This window comes from Embleya sp. NPDC020630, assembly GCF_044334985.1.
Lineage (GTDB): Bacteria > Actinomycetota > Actinomycetes > Streptomycetales > Streptomycetaceae > Embleya.
The window spans coordinates 18938-42757 of the sequence record NZ_JBIRUB010000005.1; the positions used below are offsets into that span (position 1 = coordinate 18938).

At 70.9% G+C, this 23820-nt stretch carries 17 protein-coding genes; 8 read left to right on the forward strand and 9 right to left on the reverse strand.

Going from position 1 to position 23820, the window contains the following annotated elements; genetic code table 11:
* Positions 1-38: 38 nt before the first annotated feature.
* Both ACH4XV_RS18940 and ACH4XV_RS18945 read right to left on the reverse strand, forming a co-directional pair.
* Complete coding sequence (locus tag ACH4XV_RS18940) at positions 39-1133, reverse strand: hypothetical protein (RefSeq protein ID WP_395791157.1); 1095 nt, start codon at positions 1131-1133, stop codon at positions 39-41.
* Positions 1134-1222: 89 nt separating this feature from the next.
* Positions 1223-1732: a SigE family RNA polymerase sigma factor gene (locus tag ACH4XV_RS18945; protein ID WP_078974894.1), complete on the reverse strand. Its 510-nt coding sequence runs from the start codon at positions 1730-1732 to the stop codon at positions 1223-1225.
* A gap of 239 nt (positions 1733-1971) precedes the next feature.
* Between ACH4XV_RS18945 and ACH4XV_RS18950 the strand changes: the two genes are divergently transcribed.
* The gene (locus ACH4XV_RS18950) at positions 1972-3072 is read left to right on the forward strand and encodes a PLP-dependent cysteine synthase family protein (protein WP_395791159.1); all 1101 of its coding nucleotides are present in this window, start codon (positions 1972-1974) and stop codon (positions 3070-3072) included.
* A 48-nt stretch (positions 3073-3120) separates the two neighbouring features.
* Positions 3121-3495 (forward strand): PH domain-containing protein, encoded by a 375-nt coding sequence (locus ACH4XV_RS18955; protein ID WP_078979150.1) that lies wholly within the window; start codon positions 3121-3123, stop codon positions 3493-3495.
* 9 nt (positions 3496-3504) lie between these two features.
* Here ACH4XV_RS18955 and ACH4XV_RS18960 read toward each other — a convergent pair whose 3' ends face one another.
* Entirely contained in the window at positions 3505-4530 is a 1026-nt protein-coding gene (locus ACH4XV_RS18960) for a Gfo/Idh/MocA family protein (RefSeq protein ID WP_395791161.1), read from the reverse strand.
* 353 nt (positions 4531-4883) lie between these two features.
* Here ACH4XV_RS18960 and acnA point away from each other — a divergent pair, with 353 nt between their 5' ends.
* Positions 4884-7601, forward strand: coding sequence for an aconitate hydratase AcnA (gene acnA, locus ACH4XV_RS18965; protein ID WP_395791163.1), 2718 nt, complete (start codon positions 4884-4886; stop codon positions 7599-7601).
* Positions 7602-8046: 445 nt separating this feature from the next.
* Here the strand turns inward: acnA and ACH4XV_RS18970 are convergent, their stop codons facing one another.
* Positions 8047-9045: an asparaginase gene (locus ACH4XV_RS18970; protein ID WP_395791165.1), complete on the reverse strand. Its 999-nt coding sequence runs from the start codon at positions 9043-9045 to the stop codon at positions 8047-8049.
* Positions 9046-9176: 131 nt separating this feature from the next.
* Between ACH4XV_RS18970 and ACH4XV_RS18975 the strand changes: the two genes are divergently transcribed.
* The 4 genes from ACH4XV_RS18975 to ACH4XV_RS18990 all read left to right on the forward strand — a co-directional run bounded on the left by ACH4XV_RS18975 (position 9177) and on the right by ACH4XV_RS18990 (position 14949).
* Positions 9177-9644 carry a hypothetical protein gene (locus tag ACH4XV_RS18975; RefSeq protein ID WP_395791167.1) on the forward strand — a complete coding sequence of 156 codons (468 nt, stop codon included), beginning with the start codon at positions 9177-9179 and terminating at the stop codon, positions 9642-9644.
* 351 nt (positions 9645-9995) lie between these two features.
* Positions 9996-11126, forward strand: a complete 1131-nt coding sequence (locus ACH4XV_RS18980) for an ROK family transcriptional regulator (RefSeq protein WP_395791984.1) — start codon at positions 9996-9998, stop codon at positions 11124-11126.
* A 121-nt stretch (positions 11127-11247) separates the two neighbouring features.
* A complete protein-coding gene (gene dxs / locus ACH4XV_RS18985) occupies positions 11248-13197 on the forward strand; it encodes a 1-deoxy-D-xylulose-5-phosphate synthase (protein WP_395791169.1) in 1950 nt (649 codons plus the stop codon).
* A 282-nt stretch (positions 13198-13479) separates the two neighbouring features.
* The gene (locus ACH4XV_RS18990; RefSeq protein WP_395791171.1) at positions 13480-14949 is read left to right on the forward strand and encodes an amino acid permease; all 1470 of its coding nucleotides are present in this window, start codon (positions 13480-13482) and stop codon (positions 14947-14949) included.
* A gap of 98 nt (positions 14950-15047) precedes the next feature.
* Here the strand turns inward: ACH4XV_RS18990 and ACH4XV_RS18995 are convergent, their stop codons facing one another.
* The 3 genes from ACH4XV_RS18995 to ACH4XV_RS19005 form a co-directional block, all read right to left on the reverse strand.
* On the reverse strand, positions 15048-15842 hold the full coding sequence (locus ACH4XV_RS18995; protein ID WP_395791173.1) for a hypothetical protein: 795 nt from the start codon (positions 15840-15842) through the stop codon (positions 15048-15050).
* 106 nt (positions 15843-15948) lie between these two features.
* Positions 15949-17067, reverse strand: a complete 1119-nt coding sequence (locus ACH4XV_RS19000) for an LLM class flavin-dependent oxidoreductase (RefSeq protein WP_395791175.1) — start codon at positions 17065-17067, stop codon at positions 15949-15951.
* 140 nt (positions 17068-17207) lie between these two features.
* Positions 17208-18017: an SDR family NAD(P)-dependent oxidoreductase gene (locus tag ACH4XV_RS19005; RefSeq protein WP_395791177.1), complete on the reverse strand. Its 810-nt coding sequence runs from the start codon at positions 18015-18017 to the stop codon at positions 17208-17210.
* A 982-nt stretch (positions 18018-18999) separates the two neighbouring features.
* On the opposite strand from ACH4XV_RS19005, the gene ACH4XV_RS19010 reads away from it, so the two are divergent.
* Positions 19000-21951, forward strand: coding sequence for a hypothetical protein (locus ACH4XV_RS19010; protein WP_395791179.1), 2952 nt, complete (start codon positions 19000-19002; stop codon positions 21949-21951).
* Positions 21952-21955: 4 nt separating this feature from the next.
* Here the strand turns inward: ACH4XV_RS19010 and ACH4XV_RS19015 are convergent, their stop codons facing one another.
* Together ACH4XV_RS19015 and ACH4XV_RS19020 are read right to left on the reverse strand one after the other, a co-directional pair.
* Entirely contained in the window at positions 21956-23074 is a 1119-nt protein-coding gene (locus ACH4XV_RS19015) for an LCP family protein (RefSeq protein WP_395791181.1), read from the reverse strand.
* A gap of 49 nt (positions 23075-23123) precedes the next feature.
* A complete protein-coding gene (locus tag ACH4XV_RS19020) occupies positions 23124-23630 on the reverse strand; it encodes a GNAT family N-acetyltransferase (protein ID WP_395791182.1) in 507 nt (168 codons plus the stop codon).
* Between the last annotated feature and the right edge of the window lie 190 nt (positions 23631-23820).

Here is a 23820-nt window from a genome sequence, read left to right on the forward strand (position 1 = left end):
GACGACGCCGGGTCATGCCCGACAGGCGGCGGAGATCTTCAGCCGCCGTTTCCGGGGCCGGGGGTCGACGTGCTGGGAGACGCGGACCCCGGCGCGGTGCCGCGGGTGTGTTCCGACCAGGTTCCCGCGAACGGGTCCGCAGGCGGAACGGCCGTCCCACCGCCGCCCGTCGGACCGGACGGCGCGTTCACCGGCGGTTGCGGCTCGTACTTCGCGCCCGAGGAAGAAGTGCGCACGAATACCGGCAGGGCGCTGTCGGCGATCTTGTTGATCTCGGGCGGGATCCATACCCTCCAGACCGGATCGAGTGCGAACCCGCGCAACGTGTCCATCTGGAAGATCGGCGTCTCCCGGCTGACGGCGCCCTTCTCCTCCCGGGAGGCGATCTCCCTGATCTCGACCACGACGCCGTCGGGGCGCTCGACGCGCACGGACCAGTCCTTCGGTCCTCTTCCCGACGGACCGGCCTTGCCGTCGGCACGGTTTGCCGGGGTGTCCGCCGACGCGGGGTAGACCCAGTCCTGACGTTCGACCACGCGGGTGCCGTTCCCCGTCTTGCGGTCCGTGCACGTGGCCTTGGTGCTGCCGTCCTGTGGCGGGCAGTGGTCCTCGTCGGATTTCTCGGCGTCCTGCCGCACCGTCACGGAGAACAAGGTGGGGCCGGACGAGTCGTCGAGGACCAACGACACCGACGCGCCCGCGCTGAGTATGCCCGCGGAGGTTTTGACTGTTTGATCCGACCCGGTGACTCCGGAGCGCACGAGGCCCTGCGGCACACGCTGCAGGAGGTTTTGCAGCAGTACCGGCGGCAGGACGGGCACCAAGCCGGTCGGTGCGGACAGGGTCGGCCCGGGTTTGGGCGCCGTCGTGGTCGGTGGGGCGGGGATCTCCGTCGCGATGCCGGCCGGGCCCGTGACATGCCGGTCGCCACCCTTGTCCCCGCCGGAGACGGCGAGGACGGTTGTGCCCGCCACAGCGAGCACCGCCGCGGCGGACGCGCCCACTTGGAGACGGCGGACCAGCTTCATCCGTCTGCCTCGGGCGATGCCGCCCGCGACCAATCCCGTCGGGGGCACCAGCCCCGACGCCGACGTCCGCATCGCGGCCGCCAGTTCCTTTTCCTCGGACCCCATAGACGTACCGTCTCCTCGCCATCCGTATGAACCCGGGTCGTCTCGTTCACCAGCCGTACGGCCGTGCCGGCGGTGCACTCGTCGACCCCTCATGCGGCGGAAAGCCAGCCGGACTCGCTCCCGAGCAGGCTCCGCAATTTCTCCAGCGCCCGCATTGACCTACTGCGCACGGCTCCCTCGGACACGCCCATCTGCCGTGCCGTCTGCTCCACGCTCAGATCCTCCCAATAGCGCAGGACCAACACCGCCCGGTCCTTGGGCGGCAGTTCGGCCAGGCTCTTCAGGAGGGTCAGCCGCAACGCCTGGTCCTCCTCGGGACCGGCGCCCTCCGGCAGGTCCGCGTACGGCTGCTCGGTGCTGCTCAGCCTGCGTCGATGGGACAGATACGTGCGCGTGAGCACGGTGCGCGCGTACGCCTCCGGGCTGTCGGCCCGGCTGACCCGCTTCCAGGCCCGGTACAGCTTGCCCAGCGTCGTCTGCACGAGGTCCTCGGCGAGATGCCAATCGCCACACAGGAGCCACGCCGTTCGGAACAGCCGACCGCTGCACGCGTTGGCGAACTCCAGGAAATCGGCCGGCTCAGCGTCGAAGCCCGCCATAGGCCCTCCTCGTCCCTACGCGCCCTCGCGCGTACCCACCCCATAGACGCGGCGGACCCCCCGACACGTCACACGTTCCGGCCGAGAATACGTATGCGCAGCTCATAGGCCTTTCAGGGGGTTGGTCCCGCAGATGGCGGCCCGACCCGTAGCCTGGGCGGCGATCGATGACCCTCGATCCCACAGCCCTCGTCATCCACACCCGGCACGGGGGACAGGAACCAGCCAGGGGAGTGGACGTGACGCCGGTGGGTAACGATGTGGACCGTTTCAGCGCGAAGACCCGGGACTGGGTGGACGAGGCGATCCGCAAGGTGAGCGCCGATGCGAACCGCTCCGCCGACACCCACCTGCTCGCCTATCCGCTGCCCGGCGAGTGGGGCATCGACCTCTACCTCAAGGACGAGTCCACCCACCCCACGGGCTCGCTCAAGCACCGCCTCGCGCGGTCGTTGTTCCTCTACGCCCTGTGCAACGGGTGGATCGAGGAGGGCACCACCGTGATCGAGGCGTCCTCGGGCTCCACCGCCGTCTCGGAGGCGTACTTCGCCAACCAGGTCGGCCTGCCCTTCGTCGCGGTCATGCCCGCCACGACCAGCCCCGAGAAGATCGAGCTGATCGAGTTCCACGGCGGGCGATGTCACCTCGTCGACGACGCCGCCACCGTCTACGACGTCTCGCGCTCGCTCGCGGCGGAGACCGGCGGCTACTTCATGGACCAGTTCACCTATGCCGAGCGCGCCACCGACTGGCGGGGCAACAACAACATCGCCGAGTCGGTGTTCGAGCAGATGTCGGAGGAGCGGCACCCCATCCCCGAGTGGATCGTCGTCGGGGCCGGCACCGGGGGCACCAGCGCGACGATGGGCCGCTACGTGCGCTATCGCCGACACCACTCCAAGATCTGCGTCGTGGATCCCGAGAACTCGGCCTTCTTCGAGGGGTGGCGCACGCACGACCCGGCGTACGCCGAGGCGTGCTCGTCGCGGATCGAGGGCATCGGCAGGCCGCGGGTCGAGGCCAGCTTCATGCCGAACATCGTCGACCGCATGATCAAGGTCCCCGACGCGGCGTCGGTGGCGGCGATGCGCGAACTGCACCGCCGCACCGGCCACAAGGCCGGCGGCTCGACCGGCACCAACCTCTGGGGCGCGCTGCGCCTGGTCGCCGAGATGCGCGCCGCGGGGCGCACCGGCTCGATCGTGACGCTGCTGTGCGACGGTGGTGAGCGCTATGCGCACTCGTACTACTCGGACGAGTGGTTGGCCCGCCAGGAGTTGGATCTCACCCCATACGAGGCAACCTTGACCCACTTCCACGACACGGGCGAATGGCGCTGATCCGGCGGCCTTAGGCTGGTGTCGCAGGTCCACCGGGAGGAGCACGGGATGAGCGGGGCGGGAAACGTCGTCTTCGACAAGCGCGAGCAGTTGGAGAAGATCCAGAGCGGTCTGCTCCCGGGCGAGCAGATCATCGCGGTCTACGACGCGAAGGGTGTCGGCACCGGGTTCATCGGCCTGACCGATCGGCGCGCGATCATCCAGGACAACAGCTTCGTGGGCAAGAAGGTCGCGATCACGTCGCTGCCCTACTCGAAGATCAGCAGCGTCAGCATGGTCTCCAACAAGAGCTTCACCGGCTCCTACCTGAGCTCCAGCGAGATAGCGATCCACGTCGGCACGCAGACCTACAGCGTGGAGTTCCGCAGCGACGACAAGGGCCGGCACGTGCACGACGTCATCCTGCACTACATCATGCATTGAGCCGCTCGCTCAGCGTGTGGCGCCGGCCTCCCCGCGCAGGGGCAGGCCGGCCGCGCGGTAGATCGCGTCCATGATGCGCAGGGTGGGCACCGCGTCGGCCGCGGGCGTCAGGGTCGGCCGACCGAGTCGGATCGCGTCCGCGAACGCCTGGAGTTGCAGGCGGTAGGTCGGCATCCTCGCGGCCTCGCCCAGGTGTTCGTGCCGCCGGCGCTTGCCCACGCTCACGGTGAACCGGTGTGGCAGGTGCGGCATCAGGTAGTTGAATACGCGCATCTCGCCGCGCGTGCCCACCACGTGCGCACGCATGTCGAGCAGGCGTCGCGACCACATCGACGCGTGCACCGCGCCCACGACACCGCCCGGCAGCCGCAGCCGGGCCGACATCGCGCGGTCCACCCGGCGGTCGCGGGGTACGGTGAGCGCCCGCGCGCCCAGGACCTCGATCGGGTCGCCGTCGTCGTCGCCCGCCAGTACCCGCATCAGGTGTACGGCGTAGCATCCGGCGTCCATCAGCGATCCGCCCGCGAGGTCATAGCGGTAGCGGATGTCGCCCGGCAGCGGCAGCGGGAAGCACATCGAGGTGTCGATCCGGCGGATCTCGCCCAGTTCGCCGTCGTCGACGATCTCCCGCATCCGCCCCGCGAGCGGGTGGTAGCGGTAGTGGAACGCCTCCATCGCGACCAGGCCCGCGCGCTCCGCCGCGTCGGCGATCTCCCGCGCCTCGGCCTCGTTGGCGGCCATCGGCTTCTCGCACAGCACGTGTTTGCCGGCCGCCAGCGCTCGGGTCGTCCAGTGCGCGTGCAGTGCGTTGGGCAACGGGATGTAGACCGCGTCCAGTTCGGGATCCGCGATCAGATCGGCGTAGGTCGCGTGCACGCGCGGGATGCCCTGGCGCCGGGCGAAGGTGTCGGCGCGGGCCGGGTCGCGCGCGGCGATCGCGGCGACCCGTACCTCCGGGATCAGCCGCGCGGGCCTGACCAGTGCGGCCGGCGCGATGCGAGCCGCGCCCAGTATCCCGATCCGGATCCGCTTCATGGCGTCATTCCCCTCGTCGCCATCACACCCGATGCGCCCATGCCTCGGGCGTGTTTCCGAGGCCACGCTGCGGACCCACACGGTGGGTCGTACCGGACTCGCTGTCCCGCATGGTAGGGGTGCACGCGCGTGCGTGGGAGAGATCGTCGGGACGAATCCCGGCCGACCTTTCGGCGCGCCGGAGACGGGTACCCGCACGGGGGAGTCGGCGCCTGGGCTAGACTTGTCTTGACATCAAGATATCTGCGGGGCGTAGACCCCGGCATCCCCTACTTAGGGTCACCTTGCTTGGCGAAGGTCGAGTAGGTGTCGGCAGGATGCGGGAGAAACGCACAAGATCAAGGGAGACCGTCGTGTCCGCGAACAGCTTCGACGCTCGCTCCACCCTGAACGTGGGTGACGAGTCGTACGAAATCTTCCGGCTGGACAAGGTGGAGGGCAGCAAGCGCCTCCCCTACAGCCTGAAGGTCCTGCTGGAGAACCTGCTCCGCACGGAGGACGGCGCGAACATCACCGCCGATCACATCCGCGCCCTGGGCGGCTGGGACGCGAAGGCCGAGCCGAGCGAGGAGATCCAGTTCACGCCGGCGCGCGTGATCATGCAGGACTTCACCGGCGTGCCGTGTGTGGTGGACCTCGCCACGATGCGCGAGGCCGTGAAGGCCCTCGGCGGCGACGCCTCCCGGATCAACCCGCTCGCGCCCGCCGAGATGGTCATCGACCACTCGGTCATCGCCGACGTGTTCAACCGTCCGGACGCGTTCGAGATCAACACCGACATCGAGTACAGCCGCAACAGGGAGCGCTACCAGTTCCTGCGCTGGGGCCAGACCGCGTTCGACGAGTTCAAGGTCGTACCCCCCGGCACCGGCATCGTGCACCAGGTCAACATCGAGCACCTGGCCCGCACGATCATGGTCCGCAACGGGCAGGCCTACCCCGACACCTGTGTCGGTACCGACTCGCACACCACCATGGTCAACGGCCTGGGCGTGCTCGGCTGGGGCGTCGGCGGCATCGAGGCCGAGGCCGCGATGCTCGGCCAGCCGGTCAGCATGCTGATCCCGCGCGTGGTCGGCTTCAAGCTCTCGGGCAAGGCGCAGCCGGGCGTCACCGCCACCGACGTGGTGCTGACCATCACCGACATGCTGCGCAAGCACGGTGTGGTGGGCAAGTTCGTCGAGTTCTACGGTGAGGGCGTCGGCGCGGTGCCGCTGGCCAACCGCGCCACCATCGGCAACATGTCGCCGGAGTTCGGCTCGACCTGCGCGATCTTCCCGATCGACGCCGAGACGATCACCTACCTGCGCCTGACCGGCCGTGACGACAAGCAGCTCGCGCTGGTCGAGGCGTACGCCAAGGCCCAGGGGCTGTGGCACGACCCGAGCCACGAGCCGGAGTACTCGGAGTACATCGAGCTCGACGTCTCCACCGTGGTGCCCTCCATCTCCGGCCCCAAGCGCCCGCAGGACCGGGTCGTGCTGGCCGAGGCCAAGTCCCGCTTCCGCGGCGCGCTGCCGGACTACGTCACCAACGGCGACGAGTCGGGCAAGGAGTCCTTCCCGGCATCGGACGCCCCCACCGGTTCGAACGGTCGCGTGCACAACCCGACCAAGGTGGTCGGCGCGGATGGCGTCGAGTACGAGATCGACCACGGCGCGGTCGTGATCGCCTCGATCACCTCCTGCACCAACACCTCGAACCCGTCGGTGATGCTCGGCGCCGCGCTGCTCGCGAAGAAGGCCGTCGAGAAGGGCCTCACCCGCAAGCCGTGGGTCAAGACCACGCTCGCGCCCGGGTCCAAGGTCGTCATGGACTACTACGAGAAGGCGGGTCTGATCCCGTACCTGGAGAAGGTCGGCTTCGCGCTGGTCGGCTACGGGTGCGTGACCTGCATCGGCAACTCCGGCCCGCTGCCGGAGGAGGTCTCCAAGGCGGTCAACGACGCCGACCTCGCGGTCGTCTCGGTGCTCTCGGGCAACCGCAACTTCGAGGGTCGGATCAACCCCGACGTCAAGATGAACTACCTGGCCTCGCCGCCGCTGGTGATCGCGTACGCGCTCGCGGGCTCGATGGACATCGACATCACCACCGAGCCGCTGGGCCTGGACCCCGAGGGCAAGCCGGTCTACCTCGCGGACATCTGGCCGAGCGACGAGGAGATCGCCGAGGTCGTGGCCTCCTCGATCGACCAGGACATGTTCATCGACCGCTACGCCGACGTCTTCGCGGGCGACTCGCGCTGGCAGTCGCTGGAGATCCCGACGGGCGCCACCTTCGAGTGGGACCCGCAGTCCACCTACGTGCGCAAGCCCCCGTACTTCGAGGGCATGCAGATGCAGCCGGCGCCGGTGGTCGACATCGCGGGCGCGCGGGTGCTGGCCAAGCTCGGCGACTCTGTCACCACCGACCACATCTCGCCGGCGGGCTCGATCAAGGGCGACAGCCCGGCGGGCAAGTACCTGGCCGAGAACGGTGTCGAGCGCAAGGACTTCAACTCGTACGGCTCGCGCCGGGGCAACCACGAGGTGATGATCCGCGGCACGTTCGCGAACATCCGCCTGCGCAACCAGATCGCGCCGGGCACCGAGGGCGGCTTCACGCGTGACTTCACGCAGGCCGACGCCCCGGTCTCGACGATCTACGACGCGTCGGTGAACTACCAGGCCGCGGGCATCCCGCTGGTGGTCCTGGCGGGCAAGGAGTACGGCTCGGGCTCGTCCCGCGACTGGGCCGCCAAGGGCACCTCGCTGCTGGGTGTGCGTGCGGTGATCGCCGAGTCGTACGAGCGCATCCACCGTTCGAACCTGATCGGCATGGGCGTCATCCCGCTGCAGTTCCCGGCGGGCCACAGCGCCGCGTCGCTGGGGCTCACCGGCGAGGAGACCTTCGCGTTCGAGGGCATTACCGAACTGAACGAGGGCCGTACGCCCAAGACGGTCAAGGTCACCACCGACACCGGTGTCTCGTTCGACGCGGTCGTGCGCATCGACACCCCCGGTGAGGCGGACTACTACCGCAACGGCGGCATCATGCAGTACGTGCTGCGTTCGCTGGTGAACAAGGGCTGATCGCACCCCGATCGAGGGCCGGGCGCCGCTTCGCGGTCGCGGCCTCGCGGTGGTCACGCACCGGGCCGGGCTCCCTCGGGAGCCCGGCCCGGTGTTCGTGTTCCGCCGCGGGTTTTGCCGGCGCTGTTCGGCGCGTCATCGGGGTCGCCCCGCAGGCGTGATCGGCCCTCGCGCTCGACCGCCCCGTCCGCCGGCGGGTGGCCTCGGCGCGGGTGCCCTGGCGGCTGCACCGGCGTGAGCCTGCGCCGGCGGGCGCACCGGCCCCGCAGGCGCAGGTGTACGAGCGCGGCCAGGCTCACTGGCCCCGCAGGCGGAGGTGCACGAGCGCGGGCGCGGGCGCACCGGCACGAGGGTCAGGTGCCCGGGGGCAGGCAATGGTGCGGCCGGTTGGTTTCCCAACCGGCCGCACGGTCAGTGTTGCGTTCGGCCCATGGGGGCGACAGGGCTACCGGGCCGGTTCACTCAAACGAGGGAAGGCGCGGATCGCGCCGACGACCTCGCCGGCGCCGTACACCGGCGACTGCGTGAACGGGGCGAGGGTTTGCTCGTCCGCGCCCATGCGCCACAGCAGGGCCGCGATCGCGACGATGTGCGCCCGCGTCGCCCCGTCCGCGATCTTGACCGCGGCGCCGCGGCCGTCCGGCAGGCCCACCGCGTACACCGCCTCCGCGCCGTCCTTGGCGAGCAGTCCCGGGATCGCCCGCATCAGGTCCGTCACGTCGCGACCGGTGCCCGCGACCCACTGCGGGTGTGCCCGCATCGCGTCCGCGATCCGCCGTTCGGGGGTGCCCTCGGCCGCCCCCGCGAAGCGCCCGAACGAGCGGGCCAGGCCGGCCAGCGAGATGGCGAACAGCGGCGCCCCGCACCCGTCCACGCCGACCGCCGCGACCGGCTCGCCGGCGACGTCCTCCACCGCCCGGCGGACGGCCTTTTGCAGCGGGTGCTCCGGTGCCAGGTAGTTTTCGGTCGACCAGCCGTTGCGCACGCACGTGAGCAACATCGCCGCGTGCTTGCCCGAGCAGTTCATCGCGATGCGCTCGGGACCGCGACCGCCCGCCAGCCACGCGTCGCGCTGCGCCGCGCCCAGGGGCAGGTCCGGTACACACCGCAGCGCGGTCTCCGACAGGCCCGCCCGGGCCAGGATGCGCCGGGTCCCTTCCAGGTGGAACGCTTCGCCGGAATGGCTCGCGCACGCGAGGGCGAGCAGTTCGCCGTCCAGGTCCAGTCCGTTGCGCAGCATCGCAAGGCCCTGGAACGGCTTGTTGGCCGAACGCGGGAACATCGGCGCGTCGACCGCGCCGTGCCCCTCGACCACCGACCCGTCGGTGCCGGTCAGTACGGCCGTGCCGTGGTGTACCGATTCCAGGAAGCCGTTGCGCCACACGCCGACCAGCGGTATGTGGGCGAAGGCGGCCTCGTCGCCGGAGCGGGCGGCCTGAATCACGGGTCCTCCGTAGGTTGGCGGGCGGCCCGAAGGGGCCGGGGTGCGGCGGTGTCGGTCGAACGTGGGTGCGGGTGTACCCCTCCATGATCCACATGTGCATTCTCGGCCGACCACCGCGCATAATCGAACATATGTACGGCAATGGCGATCGAGACACCCCGGCATGGGAGCGGCCGGGTCGTTTCGCGCGTGCGGCGACGGGAGACGGGGCGCAGGCCAGGCCCCGCGGGAAGGACGGAATCGCGCCGGCGGGTTGGCCGCGGGGTGTTCGACCGCCCGGGGTACCGGGGTGGGAGGACACCGCCGTCGCATGGCTGTACGACCTGTGTCCGCCCGGTTATCGAAGCCATGAGGTACTGCGCAAATACCCGGTGATCCTGGCCCGGATGGCCCGCCAGCACGTGGAGGCGGCGCTGGCCGCGGCACGGCACGGCTACGGCACGGCGCGCGTCGACCTCAAGGAGGCGGTGCCCGTGCACGCGCTGGAGGCGACGTTGCGGATGTACGAGTACGAGGGCTCGCGCGCGGCGGCCACCGAGCGCGCGGTCCGCCTCGTCGAGGAGGCGCTGGGCGGCGAGCGGTGGGAACCGAGGCTGTGACGCCGGTGACCACCCGGGGCGGCCGGCGGCCGGGCGAGGCGGGGCGGCCGCCCGAGCGAATGGGGTGTTTGCCGTCTTCCCCGCACCGCGTGTGCGCGGAGTGGCGAATAGAGGCCCGATCGTGACGCCTGTGTTCAGGTTTGACTCTTCTGTGCAAGCAGAAGGCGCATTAGAGTTCAGGACTTGCACACAACACGTGCTTACAGATGCACCGGGGCGAGGGGAACGCAGATGTCCGACGGCACGACGGGGGTCCGCTTTCCGGAGGTCCAGTCGCCGGGGCCGCTCTCGTCGGGGTCCCAGTCCTCGCTGCATCGGGGCAATCTCGACCGGGTCCTGCACGCGGTGCGGATGGCGGGGGCACTCACCCAGGCCGAGATCGCCAGGAGCACCGGCCTGTCCGCGGCGACGGTGTCGAACATCGTACGGGAGTTGAAGGCCCTCGACATGGTCGAGGTCACCCCCACGTCCTCCGGCGGACGGCGTGCCCGCGCCGTCTCGCTCAGCCGGGCGTCGGGCGTGGTCGTCGGCATCGACTTCGGACACCGCCACCTGCGGGTCGCGATCGGCGACTTCGCGCACCGTGTGCTCGCCGAGGAGCATGTCCCGATCGACGTCGACTCCTCCGCCGACGAGGGCTTCGCCCTGGCCGACCGGCTGCTGGGGGTGCTGCTCGACCGGGCGGGCGTGGTGCGCTCCGAGGTCACCGGGGTCGGCCTCGGCGTGCCCGGCCCGATCGACATCGACACCGGCGCGCTCGGCTCGACCACGATCCTGCCGGGCTGGGTGGGCTGCCACCCGCGCGAGGCGATGGGCGAGCGCCTGGGCCTGCCGGTCCTGGTCGACAACGACGCCAACCTCGGCGCGCTCGGCGAGTCGGTGTGGGGCGCGGGCGTGGGATGTACCGAGATGGCCTATCTCAAGGTGTCCGGCGGCGTGGGCGCGGGGCTGGTGATCGGGGGCCGGCTCTACCGCGGTCCCGGCGGCACGGCGGGCGAGATAGGTCACATAACGCTGGACGAGTCGGGACCGGTGTGCCGCTGTGGCAACCGGGGCTGCCTGGAGACCTTCACCAACGCCTCCTACCTCCTGGACCTGCTGCGCGGCAGCCACGGCACCGACCTGACCATCCAGCGCATGATCGAACTCGCCAGAGCCGGCGACGCGGGGTGTCGGCGGGTGGTCGCGGACGCCGGCCGGCACGTCGGGGTGGGCGTGGCCAGCCTGACGAACCTGCTCAATCCGCAACGGATCATCCTCGGCGGCGACCTCGCGGGCGCCGGCGACCTGCTGATCGCGCCGATCGTCGAGTCGGTAGGCCGCTACGCCATCCCCAGCGCTTCGCGCCGATTGTCCGTGGTCACCGGCTCGCTCGGCGAGCGCGCCGAGGTGCTGGGCGCGATGGCGATGGTGATGAGCGAGATGACCCCCTTCGCGATCGAACGCACGCCCGAGCCGCAGATCGCGGGTGCCGCGATGTGAGCCGTGCCGCACGGATGGCGCGGCGTGGTGGGTCGATGCGAACCATCCGCCGGCACCGCCGCGTCTAGACTCGATGGACGCCTCTCCCGCACGCACACCCGTGGGGGCGGTGACGGATCCGATGAAGGAGGAACGGGTGGCCCTGCTGGACGGCATTCGAGGACCCCGTGATCTCAAAGCCCTTTCGCCCGAGCAACTCGCACAGCTCGCGGACGAGATCCGCACCTTCCTGGTGGAGTCCGTCGCCAAGACCGGCGGACACCTGGGTCCCAACCTCGGTGTGGTCGAGTTGACCATCGCGATGCACCGGGTGTTCGAGTCCCCGCGCGACAAGATCCTCTTCGACACCGGACACCAGAGCTACGTGCACAAGATCGTGACCGGTCGCAAGGACGGGTTCGATCGGCTTCGTCAGGCCGACGGCCTGTCGGGCTACCCCAGCCGCGCAGAGTCCGAGCACGACGTGATCGAGAACTCGCACGCCTCCACGGTGTTGTCCTGGGCCGACGGCCTGGCCAAGGCCTACCAGGTGCGCGGCCAGACCGACCGGCACGTGGTCGCGGTGATCGGCGACGGCGCGCTCACCGGCGGCATGGCCTGGGAGGCGCTGAACAACATCGCCGCGGCCAAGGACCGCCCGGTGATCATCGTCGTCAACGACAACGAGCGCTCCTACGGTCCCACCCAGGGCGGTCTCGCCGACCACCTCGCGACGCTGCGCACCACGCGCGGCTACGAGCGGTTTCTGGAGTGGGGCAAGGGTGTCCTGGGCCGCACCCCGGTTGTCGGCGGCCCCGTCTACGACATGCTGCACGGCGCCAAGAAGGGCCTTAAGGACGCGGTCGCGCCGCAGGGCCTGTTCGAGGACCTGGGCCTGAAGTACGTCGGCCCGATCGACGGGCACGACGTCGAGGCGGTGGAGAACGCGCTGCGCCGGGCCCGCGGCTTCGGCGGGCCGGTGATCGTGCACGCGATCACTCAGAAGGGCAAGGGTTACGCGCACGCGGTCAACGACGCGGCGGACCAGTTCCACGCGGTGGGCGTGATCAACCCCGAGACCGGGCTGCCGGTGAAGAAGTCGGGCGCGTCGTGGACGTCGGTGTTCGCCGACGAGATCGTCGCCGTCGCCGACGAGCGGGAGGACGTCGTGGGCATCACCGCCGCGATGCTGATCCCGGTCGGGCTGCACAAGTTCGCCGCGAAGTATCCCGAGCGGGTGTTCGACGTCGGGATCGCCGAGCAGCACGCCGTCACCTCGGCGGCGGGCCTGGCCACCGGCGGGCTGCACCCGGTGGTCGCGGTGTACGCGACCTTCCTCAACCGCGCCTTCGACCAGGTCCTGATGGATGTCGCGCTGCACAAGTGCGGGGTCACCTTCGTCCTCGACCGGGCCGGGGTGACCGGGCCGGACGGGGCCAGCCACAACGGCATGTGGGACATGTCGATCCTCCAGGTCGTCCCGGGGTTGCGGCTGGCCGCGCCGCGTGATGCCGCGCAGGTGCGGGCGCAGGTGCGCGAGGCGATGGACGTCGACGACGCGCCGACCGTGGTGCGCTTCGGCAAGGGCGCGGTGGGCCCCGACATCGAGGCGATCGGCCGGATCGACGGCATGGACGTACTGCGCCGTACCGGCCCCGAGCGCAACGGCGGCGGCGAGGGCGGCGACGTGCTGATCGTGACCGTCGGGCAGATGGCCGAGACCGGGATCGAGGTCGCCGACCGGCTCGCCGACCAGGGCATCGCGGCGACCGTGGTCGACCCGCGCTGGGTCAAGCCGGTACCGGCCGGTCTCGCGCCGCTCGCGGCCCGGCACCGGCTCGTGGTCACCATCGAGGACAACGGCCGCGCCGGCGGTGTCGGCGCGGCGATCGCCCAGTCGATGCGCGATGCCCGGGTGGACGTACCGCTGCGCGACTTCGGCATCCCGCAGGAGTTCCTCGACCACGCCGAACGCGACGAGGTGCTGGCGCGGATCGGGCTGAACGCCCAGGACATCTCGCGCCAGGTGGTCGAGGAGATCGCGTCCAAGACGGCCGACGCCGACGCCGAGCAGCACGAGACGACGGCCTGACCGAGGGCTCGCGCCACGACGGCCCCGGGGCGCGGGACGAGAGGGGTACACCTTCGCGTCCCGCGCCCCGGGGCCGTTTGCGTACCCGGGTGCGAGCGGGGTGACTTCGAGGTGCGAACGCGGGCGATGACTTCGAGATACGAGCGCGGGCGATGCCTTCGGGGCGCGAGTGCGACGGCGACGAATAGCAAGATCACCCTGACGCGCCGAGGATCGATCCCCCGTAAACAGGAGTGAAAGCCCCGATCATGGCAACGGTCTCCGCCACCAGGAGGTGTTGCCATGGCCAACGCTTTGTTTCGGACCAAGAACATCGAACAGTCCATCCAGGACACCGACGAACCCGAAGGGCACGGTCTGCGCCGGGAGTTGTCCGCCCTGGACCTGATGGTCTTCGGGGTCGGCGTGGTGGTCGGCACGGGCATCTTCGTGCTCACCGGCACGGCGGCGAAGGACTACGCCGGCCCCGCGGTCGCGCTGTCCTTCGTGCTGGCGGGGGTCGTCTGCGGGCTCGCCGCGCTGTGCTACGCCGAGTTCGCGTCCACGGTCCCGGTGGCGGGTTCCGCGTACACGTTCTCCTACACCACGCTCGGCGAATTACCCGCGTGGATCATCGGATGGGACCTGATCCTCGAACTCGCGCTCGGCGTCGGGGTGGTCTCGATCGGCTGGTCGGGGTATCTGAACTCGCTGCTCTCCCAGGCGGGTCTCGAACTGCCGGAGGCGATCACCGCCGCGCCGGGCGACGGGGGCAAGGTCAACCTGCCGGCGCTGCTGCTGGTGCTCGGCGTCGCGGTGATCCTCGTGTTCGGGGTCAAGTTGTCGGCGCGGTTCAACCTCGTGATGGTCACCATCAAGATCGCGATCGTGCTGCTCGTTATCTTCGCCGGGCTGTTCTTCGTCAAGTCCGGCAACTACCACCCGTTCGTGCCCGATTCGCAGCCGCCGGCGTCGGGCCACGGCGGGCTCAAGGCGCCGCTGGTGCAGACCCTGTTCGGGTTCGAGCCGCAGATCTACGGCGCGATGGGGATCTTCTCCGGCGCGGCGCTGGTGTTCTTCGCGTACATCGGCTTCGACGTGGTCGCCACCGCCGCCGAGGAGACCCGCAAGCCACAGCGCGACATGCCGATCGGGATCCTCGGCTCGCTGGTGATCTGCACGATCTTGTACGTCTCGGTGTCGCTGGTCGTGGTGGGGATGCAGCGCTACGACATGTTGTCCTCCGCCGCGCCGTTGGCGGAGGCGTTCCGGTCGGTCGACAAGGGCTGGATCGCGACGATCATCAGCATCGGCGCGGTGGCCGGGCTGACCACCGTGTGCATGATCCTGATGATGGGGCAGAGCCGGGTCTTCTTCGCGATGAGCCGGGACGGGCTGCTGCCGCCGTTGTTCGCCAGGGTGCATCCCAAGTACGGCACGCCGCACGTCAGTACGATGCTGATCGCGGTGGTGGTCGCGGCGATCGCCGGGTTCACCCCGATCCACGAGATCGACGTGATGGTCAACATCGGGACGCTGTTCGCGTTTTTGGTGGTCGCGGCGAGCGTATTGATCCTGCGCCGGACCAGGCCGGAGTTGCCCCGTGCGTTCCGGGTCCCGTTCGTGCCGTGGTTGCCGATCCTGTCGATACTGGCCACGTTGTGGTTGATGATCAACCTGAGTGGCGAGACGTGGCTGCGGTTCCTGGTGTGGATGGTGGCCGGGTTCGCCGTCTACTTCTTCTACGGGACCAGGCACAGCCGACTGCGTTGACGTGTGGGTCGGTTGCCGTGCCGTCGACGGGTCGGGTCCGGGTTCGGGCCGGGGTTCGTTCGGGTCCGAGCCCGTCGACGGCGTGGTGATGGGGCCGGTCAGTCCCAGAGTCGGTCGGTGTACGTGTCGGTGCCGACCACGGTGGGGATCCACGGGGCGCAGTAGGTGACCCGGCCGATGCCGGAGGCGTCGATGCGCGCGGCCCACTCGCGGAAGCCGTCCCAGCTCTCGCGCGGGTCGCCCTCGAGGAAGTAGAGCTGCATGCTGCGCGTGGCGGCGTTCGGGTCACGCGGGACGAAGGCAGGTGCGTCGTCCTTGAGCGGGACCGCGGTCCAGGCGGCGACCGAGGCGATCGGGGACTCGCGGAGGAATTCCGGCAGGTGGGTGGAGAACCACTTCTCCAGGTCCTCCTGCGAGACGCCCTCCTCGCGCTGCACGGCGAGCGAGACCAGGCCCTGATAGTTGCGGTCGAGCGCGAGTTCCAGCGGGACCGGGTCCTCGTCCCGGTACCAGCGGTTGTCGTGCAGGTACATGGCGGTGTGCGCGTGCACCCGGTGCTGGAAGCCGCGGTCGTTGCCGTAGAGCCAGTTGACCTGGTCGACGGCCCACGCGTTCCACTCGTCGAACTGGCCGTCGTTGATCCAGTAGATCGCGACGTAGGAGCCGGCGCCGATGGCGGGTACGACGTCGCTGTCGGCCGGGAAGCGCAGCGCCTTGAGGTCGGCGGTGGCCACCCAGCGGCTGCCCGCGAGCAGGCCGGGGCCGATCATGCAGCCGGCGTAGTAGTGGTCGCGCTCGTACCAGCGGTTGTAGCTCACCTCGTGGCCGCGCTCGGGGTCCACGGCGGTGAACAGCATGCTGCCCACCCGGATCGGGTATTCGGCGAAGCTCATGACGTGACTGCCTTTCGGGTCGTGCGGTGACTCGTGTCGGGGACGGGGTGGGGTCGGTCGGGGGACCGGGGGTGGGTGGTCGGGTGGGGGCCGCTTTCGCCGGCGGTCAGGCCTGCCGGCGGAAGCGGGTGGTGCGGTGTTCGGGGTCGGTGTCGAGTTTGGGGATGACGTGCCGGCCGAACAGTTCGATGGTCTTGAGCGTGTTCTCGCGGTCGTCGCAGCCGAGGCCGAGGACGAGCTGGTCGACGCCGACCGATTCGTACGCGCGCACCGCGTCCAAAACGCCGTCCGGGTCGCCGCAGATCAGCGCGCCGGCGTCGGCGGCGAACTCGACCAGCTCGGGGGTCAGGTCGGGCATCGTCTCGGGCCAGTAGGGGACGCCCTCGGGGTGCGGGAAGGTGTCGTGGTAGCGGAAGACGTTGCTGGTGAGGTACATCGGCCGGGCGGCGACGGCGTTGGCGATGGCGCGTTCCTTCGTTTCCGCGACGAAGCCGGTGCTGACCGCGAGTACGTTGTCGTTGACGAAGTCGGCGATCGGTTCGGCGTTGACGATCTCGCGCTTGTAGCCGGCGACCAGCTGCTCGGCGCTCGCCGGGTCGCCGATGGAGAAGCCGAGGACGCCCAGGCCCATGCGCGCGGCCATCCCGTAGGAGGGCGGGCTGCCGGCGGCGTACCACATGGCCGGGTGCGACGTGCCGTACGGTTTGGGCAGGATCCGGCGCGGCGGAAGTTGCCAGTAGGTGCCCTGGTAGCCCTCGTAGACGTCTTGGAGGAACATCTTCGGGAACTCGCGGATCACGTCCTCCCAGATCGCCTTCGTCTCGGACATGTCCTCGATGCCGGGGAGGAAGCCGAGGATCTCGTGGCTGCCGGCGCCGCGTCCGGTGCCGAACTCGAAGCGGCCGCGGGTGAGGTGGTCGAGCATCGCGACGCGTTCGGCGACCTTGGCCGGGTGGTTGACCTGGGGGAGCGGGTTGAAGATGCCGGAGCCGATGTGGATGCGCTCGGTCGCGTGTGCGAGGTAGCCGCACATGACGTCGTTGGCGGACAGGTGCGAGTACTCGTCGAGGAAGTGGTGCTCGCTCAGCCATGCGTACTTGAATCCGGCCCGGTCGGCGGCGATCGCGAAGTCCATGTCGTTCATCAGGGCTTCGTGTTCGGCGTTCGGGTTTCCCTCGCGTCGGAACGCCGGGTTGTAGCCCTGAAGAAAGATGCCGAATTCCATTGCACTCCCAGTTCCGCGGTCGGGGCGGGTGGTCGGTCGGTGCGCTCGGGTGGTTCGGGGCGGGGCGGGCGGGGTGGCGGTCGCGAGGGGCCGCCGGCGGGCTCTGGCGGGCGCCGGCGGGTGTGGGCGGTGGGGCGGGGTCAGGGGGTGAAGGTGCCGTCCGGGCGGCGGACCCAGCCGGAGGCGGCCATGGTGCCGCCGTCTACGTGCAGGGTGGTGCCGGTGACGAAGCGGGCGAGGTCGCCGGCGAGGAAGACGATCGGGGCGGCGCAGTCGTCGGCCTCGCCGAGGCCCAGGGGCACTTTGGCGCCGTAGTCGTACGCGCCCTCGGCTGTTTCGAACGTCTCCGCGAGATCGGCGTCGCCGGGGGTGGGGATGGCGTCGGGGGCGACGCAGTTGACCCGGATGCGGCGGTGCGAGAGTTCGAGTGCGAGCGACTTGGTGAGCTGTTCGACGGCGGCCTTCATCGCGGCGTACACCGCGAAGCCGGGCGCGGCGCGGAACGCCTCGATGCTGGTGACGTTGACGATCGAGCCGCCGTCGCGCATGAGCGGGGCGCCGTGTCGGATCACGTGCGTGACGGAGGTGAAGTTCTCGTCGACCAGTGCGCTCTGGCCCTTGGGGCGGACATCCAGGAACGGTGACCAGAAGCCCCCGCCGGCGTTGTTGACGAGGATGTCGAGCGGGCCGAGGGCGGTGTGGGCGTCGTGGAGGAAGCGCTCGACGCCGTCGCCGTCGCGGACGTCGAGTTCCATCGCGAAGGCTCGCCGGCCGGCGGCCTCGATCGCTTTGGCGGTCTCCCGGAGACCGGTGGGCTCGCGGTCGCAGACGGCGACGTCGGCGCCGAACCTGGCGAGTGCGAGGGCCGTCGCCGCGCCGATGCCCCGGGCCGCGCCTGTGACCACGGCCACTCGATCGGTGAGCAGGGCGGCGGAAGGGTCGAGCAGCACGGGGGCACCTCACTGTGGATCGCGTACGTTGTCGCCTCGGCGCGGGGCCGCCCGTCGCGGGCCGTGCTCTGCGCTGGGGTCACCATGCCACCTGACGACCCGTCACCTGAAGGGAGACAGGCGTCTTTTTCCGTTCCGGGGCACCGGTGTCGCCGCAGGCCCGCAGGTGATCTGACGGCACGTCAGCCAAAAGTGGCGGACATCACCGGCAAGAACCACCCCCGATCGTGCCCGAGGTCGGTGCCACCGGCCCCCGCGGGCGTGGGTGACCACAAGCGTCCGCGTCCGCCCCCGCACGTGCCGGCAGCCCGAGGCCGCTCACCGCAGACGCCGGAGTCCGAGGTCGCCGTCGCCGCCTTCTCCTTCCTGCCCGCACGCGCAGTCGCCGGCCACCCAAGGCCACCCGTGCGGGTGCAGGCGCAGGCGTAGGTGCCGCGGGCCGGCGGGCCAGCGGGCCGGCGAGCGCAGGTGGCAGCGCCCGCGAGCGCGTTGCCGCTCGGCCGAGGTTGCCTCCGCAGGCGCAGGAACCAGTGGACCGAGGTCGTCCCTGCCGGCGCGGTTGCCCCGGCCTGTGATGCAGTCGCCACGTGTTTGCGGTCGTCCCGCACGCGCTATCCGCCTCCAAGTGCTGGTGGACCGAGGTTGCTCCCGCGGGCGCGGGGAGTGTGGGCGTCCGGCCGTTGCTGTACGACGCAGGTCGCTCCCGCGGGCGCGGGCGCCGGTGCAGGCGCGATCGACATCGCCCGCGGGCATCGGCGCCGACTGCCCGAGGTCGCCCCCATGGGCGCCGGCGTGGTCGGCGGCTGGTTGAGGTGTTTGGGGTTGTGTCTGTGGGTGTGTGGTTGTTCGGTTGTGTGTAGGGGGCCGGTGCTTGGGGCGTCGTTGTTGCTTGTTGCCGGTGGGGCGGGGGCTGGGTCGGTGGTTCGCATGGATTGTCCGAAATCCATGCGGACCGGGGACGGTGCTCACTACGCTCTGCGACGTGGCGCTATCTCCCGATTCCTGCGGCATCGTGGCCGACTTCGGAACGTGGCTCGCGCGGGTCGGTCGGCCTGACCGGGATGCCGAGCGGATGGTCGATGTCCTCGGCACCCTGCTCGATCTGCGGGTCGCGTGCCTGCGGCTCGACGATCACACCCGCTGGCGGGCCGGCGACCTGAACGCGCTTCTCGAGACGTTGGTGCCGGCGCATGTCGCGCTGCCCTGCGAGGACACGGTGGCGCTGGTGGTGCCCGCGCTGCGGTTGTTCCTGGAGTTTTTGCGTGAGCAGGGTCCGCTGCACCCGGACAGCGATCGGCTCGTCCCGTTGTTCGAGGTGCTGGATCGGCACGAGGACGAACTGCCGGCGAGGATGGCCGACTCGCGACGATGGGGCTCGGCGAAGAAGTTGTTCGTGGCGGGCTATGCGACCGGGCCCGGGCGAGGGCGGGCGTTGCCGGCGGTGCGGTTGCCGGACGAGCGGGAGTTGGCCCGGGCCGCCTCGGCCGCGCCGTCGTTCGCCGCCGCCCTCACCCTCGCCCGCTGGGTCGGTCGCGGGCGGCCGGTGACCGCGACCGGGGTTTTGCGACTGGCGCCCGCGGCCGAGGCGGTGCGGCTGCTGGGCATCGACGAACCGGTCGCCGGCGTTCGCAGTGCACGCGACGTGGAGCCGTTGCACCAGGTGTGGTCGATCGCGTGTACGGCCGGCCTGATCGAGGTCGGGCGCACCGTCGCGACCGCCGGGGAGATGGCCCGGGCGCTGGCGGTCGGGCGGCCCGGCGACGTCCTGCGGGTGTGGTCGAGCCTGTGGGAGGGCGTCGCGGTCGGCGAGGCCACCGGGCGACCCGAGGTGCGGCGCGCCGCGTATGTGCTGCGCGGCGGAGATGTGATCCGTGAGTTGTTGCGGGAGTTGTACGACCACGCGGGTCGGTGGGTGCCGATGGGTGGGTTGTTCGAATTGCTCTCGTATACGCCCGACGGGCGGCCCCGGTCGCCCTCGGTCGCCGACCCGGCGCTGTTCACGGGACTGTCGTTGGCGCATCAGATGGACGACCTGCGGGCGTTCGGCGTGCTGGAGATCCGTGAGCTGGTGGGTGGCGGGGCGCCGTTCATGGCGGTGCGGCTGACGCCGCTGGGGATGTACGGGCTGCGCACCCGCTTCCTGGAACTGGGCGTGCCCGCCCCGCTCACCGGCCCGGGTGGATGTGACGAACCCGCGCTGCCGCCGCTGTACGTGCCGCCCCGATCCGAGTGCGCGTTGGCCGCGCGGATGTCGCCGCTGGTGGCGCAGGCGGCGGCGCTCGCGGAGTACGTCGAGCGGCACGGACCGTTGCCGATCACCCACGAGGGGGTACTGGCGACCGCGGTCGCCGACTGCGTCATGGCCGAACTCGGCATCCCCCGGCAGCCGTCGCGGGCCGAGGGGCCGCCCCGTACCGCCCGGGACGAGCATGCGCTGCACCGGCGGTGGACGCTCGCGATCGGCATCGGGCTGCTGGTGCCGAACGACGGTGCGGTGCGGGTTGCCGACGGCCTGCGGGTGTGGCGTGAGGGGGACGATGGCGAGCTGATCGCGCTCGCCGCGCGCGCGATGGTGGTGGTGGCCGAGGACAACGCGACGTTCGGGGAGGCGCACGACGAGCGTTGGGACGTCCCCGAGGGGCTGGCCGCGTCGCTGTTCACCGGGCTGGTGCAACTCGGCGGGCCGCTCCCGGTGTCGCTGTTCGTCGGCCTCGCGGTGCGTCGCGACCTCGACCACGTGGTTCGGATGTTGCCGCCCGAGCCGCCCGCCGACGACGAGGCGTTCGCGCTGGGACGGATCCTGGACGCGCCCGACCTGGTCCGCGAGATGGGTCGCCTGTGCGGGACGGATGGCCCCGGCACTGCCCCGACCCCACCGTCGCCCGAGTCCGCGACCGTGCCGACCCCACCGTCGCATTCGCACTCGCATCCGTCTGTGTCGGGGTCTGCGCCCGCGACCGGGGCGCCCCCGCATCCGTCGGGGTCTGCGCCCGCGACCGGGGCGCCCCCGCATCCGTCGGGGTCTGCGCCTGCCACCGGGGCGCCCCCGCACCCGCCGGCGATCGCGTCTGCGCCGGCGACCGGGTCCCCGTCACCCGCGCATCCGCCGGCGCCTGCGACCGCGCCCGCCTCCCCGTCGCCGGCGCCCCCGCACCTGCACTCGCACTCGCCCGCGCCGGGGGTGTCCGCCTTCTCCGGCGAGTGGTCCGGGGAGGTGTTGGGCCGGGTGCGGGCGGGGGTGATCCTGCTTGCCGATCGGCTGGCCGCGCTCGGCATCGTTCGGCGCACCGCCGAGGGCATAACCCTCACCGGCCTGGGCGGCACCCTCGTGCACCGGATGTTTCGCGAGCAGGGCCTACCGGTCGCCACCGTCGACGACTACACCGCCGCCTCGGGCGCCCGCCTGCTCGGCGCGATGGGGGCGTGGCCGCGACCGATCGCCACGCGTACGTTCGCGAGCTGGATCGGCTGCCGCCCGATCGACGCCGCGCTGTCCGAGCTGTGTGCGGTCGCGGGCGCCGCCGGCCCCACCGAGCGGCTGATGCTCTTCGCCCACGTGGGTGACGCCGACCTGCCCGAGGCCGCCGTCGAACAGGCCCTCGCCGACGCCGGCGCCGACCCCACGCTGGCCCCGCACGTGTGGAACTGGCGGCTGACCCACGACCGCGACGTACCGCCCGCGACGCTGCGCACACTCGCCTGGCTGACCGCCGACAACGCCGCCGCAGCGCTGCTCGGCCGACACGAGGCGGCGGTGCTGGGCCTGCTCACCGAGGTGACGGGCAGTCAGGGCCCGGGCGCCGACGTGGTCTTCGGCGAGTTGGCGACGATGGGCCACCCCTGCGCCGAGGACGTCCTGCGCTTCGCCGAGACCACCCACCCCGACCCCGCGGTCGCCGGCGCCGCCCGCCGCGCCCTGCACCGCCTGCGCTGAACGTTCACGGTCGCCAGAGTTCGCCGGGGGCGGGCTCCGGCCACGGGATGTCGGCGCGGACGGCGGCGAACAGCTCCCGGCAACGTTTGTCGTCGAGCAGGACCACGCTCTGCCCACCACCACGCTCGGCGAAGCCGGCCACGGGCGCCGTGCGAAAGGCCAGGTCGGTCTCGTCGATGCCCTTGAGGTCGGTGGCCAGGTCGAGCAGCGCCTTGAAGTTCAGATTGTCGTCCACGGTCAGCGACTTGGTCAGCGCCTGCAACAGGTTCTCGGTGCGTAGCGGACTGCCGAGCACCCCATCCGCGGTGATCTGCTTCGCGATCGCGCCCAGGAGTTGCTGCTGGTGTGCCACCCGGTCGAGGTCGCCGCGCTGCAATCCGTAGCGCTGCCGGACGAATTCCAGCGCCTTGGTGCCGTCCAGCCTGGTCCGGCCCTGGTCGGCGTCCACGGACACGCCGCCGAGCGCGTCGACCATGCCCTTGAAGCCGCCGAAGTCCACCGCGGCGTAGTGGTCGATCCGCACTCCGGTCAGATTTTCGATCGTGGCCACCAGCAGTGCCGGCCCGCCCCACGAAAAGGCCGCGTTCAGCTTGGCCTCGCCGTGACCCGGGATGGACACCCACGCGTCGCGCGGCAGCGAGATCGCCGAGATCGACGCCCGGCCCGCGGGCAGGTGCAGGATCATCATGGTGTCGCTGCGCCGCCCCTGCAGCGCCTCGGGGTCGGCGCCGGCGGCCGCCGCGTCCATGCCCACGAGCAGGATGTTCAGTGCCCGGCCGGCGGCGGGATCGGCCGGCGGACGTGGCCCTGCGGCGGGGATGCCCGACCGGTCGAACACGCCGTCGATGCGCTTGATGTTGGAGTTCAGCGAGTACAGCAGCCAGGCCGTACACCCGCCGACCACCAGCAACGACAGGGTCAGCAGACCGACCAGGGCGACGGCCGCCTTGCGCCGGCGCGACCACGGCTTGCGCGCGGGTGCCGGGGCCGGCTCGAAGTGGGCCTCGGTTCCGTCGGCCGAAGCGTTCGTTCTGTCCGCTTCGTCGGCGTCGGCCGACTCACTCGCTCTGTCCGCTTCGTCGGCCTCGGCCGACTCGCCCGTCGCATCCGGCGTATCTTTCATGCGCAGAAGTTAGCGGACCAACTGTCGGAAATGGCAGGGGATTCGCGGATCAGTGCTGATCCGAGATCGGCCGGCGCATGCACACCCGGGGCCAACGATCGAGTCCGAGCGCGGCCTCGTGTGCCCGGATCGCCGCCAAACCCGGCGTCACTTCGGCCGGGTCGAGCGCGCGGAACCCGATCCGCGCGTAGTACGGGGCATTCCAGGCCACATCCCGGAACGTGGTCAACGTCAACGCGAGCCCGGTGTGCGCCTGCACCCGATCGATCATCGCCCGCCCCAGCCCGCGCCGCGCGCCGTCGGGATGTACCGAGACCTGCTCGATGTGCGCGGCGCCGTCCACGAGGTCCCAGATCACGTAGGCCAGCGCCGGTTCGCCGGCCACCAGGCAGCGTCCGCCGGTCCGATACGCGTCCAACTCCTCGACGGAGAACGGCTCGTCCGCCGCGATCTCCAGCATCCCCACATCCAGGAAGCGCGCCCCGGCCGCGACCTCGATCTCCCGCAACCGCTCCAGATCGCGCACCGAGGCCCCACGCATCATCGCATCACTCATGATCACCATTGTGGCCTCCGCCGAAGCCCCGCCGCCCGAACCGGGGACGGTGCGAGCCGGCGACCGCGGACCGCCCGAAACCGCGGCCAACCGATTGCTTGACGGTGTTCGCGTGCTCGCTTAACGTGACCCGATCGGCGTCGAGGCCCACCTCCGAGGCGTGGGCCGATCGCCGGCGGCCTCACGGGGG

Bases quoted from the DNA above. Each gene is read 5' to 3' on its own strand.
- ACH4XV_RS18940 (WP_395791157.1), bottom strand. From the start codon at position 1,133: ATGGGGTCCGAGGAAAAGGAACTGGCGGCCGCGATGCGGACGTCGGCG.
- ACH4XV_RS18945 (WP_078974894.1), bottom strand. From the start codon at position 1,732: ATGGCGGGCTTCGACGCTGAGCCGGCCGATTTCCTGGAGTTCGCCAAC.
- ACH4XV_RS18955 (WP_078979150.1), top strand. From the start codon at position 3,121: ATGAGCGGGGCGGGAAACGTCGTCTTCGACAAGCGCGAGCAGTTGGAG.
- ACH4XV_RS18960 (WP_395791161.1), bottom strand. From the start codon at position 4,530: ATGAAGCGGATCCGGATCGGGATACTGGGCGCGGCTCGCATCGCGCCG.
- ACH4XV_RS18975 (WP_395791167.1), top strand. From the start codon at position 9,177: ATGTACGGCAATGGCGATCGAGACACCCCGGCATGGGAGCGGCCGGGT.
- ACH4XV_RS18980 (WP_395791984.1), top strand. From the start codon at position 9,996: ATGGCGGGGGCACTCACCCAGGCCGAGATCGCCAGGAGCACCGGCCTG.
- dxs (WP_395791169.1), top strand. From the start codon at position 11,248: ATGAAGGAGGAACGGGTGGCCCTGCTGGACGGCATTCGAGGACCCCGT.
- ACH4XV_RS18990 (WP_395791171.1), top strand. From the start codon at position 13,480: ATGGCCAACGCTTTGTTTCGGACCAAGAACATCGAACAGTCCATCCAG.
- ACH4XV_RS18995 (WP_395791173.1), bottom strand. From the start codon at position 15,842: ATGAGCTTCGCCGAATACCCGATCCGGGTGGGCAGCATGCTGTTCACC.
- ACH4XV_RS19000 (WP_395791175.1), bottom strand. From the start codon at position 17,067: ATGGAATTCGGCATCTTTCTTCAGGGCTACAACCCGGCGTTCCGACGC.
- ACH4XV_RS19015 (WP_395791181.1), bottom strand. From the start codon at position 23,074: ATGAAAGATACGCCGGATGCGACGGGCGAGTCGGCCGAGGCCGACGAA.
- ACH4XV_RS19020 (WP_395791182.1), bottom strand. From the start codon at position 23,630: ATGAGTGATGCGATGATGCGTGGGGCCTCGGTGCGCGATCTGGAGCGG.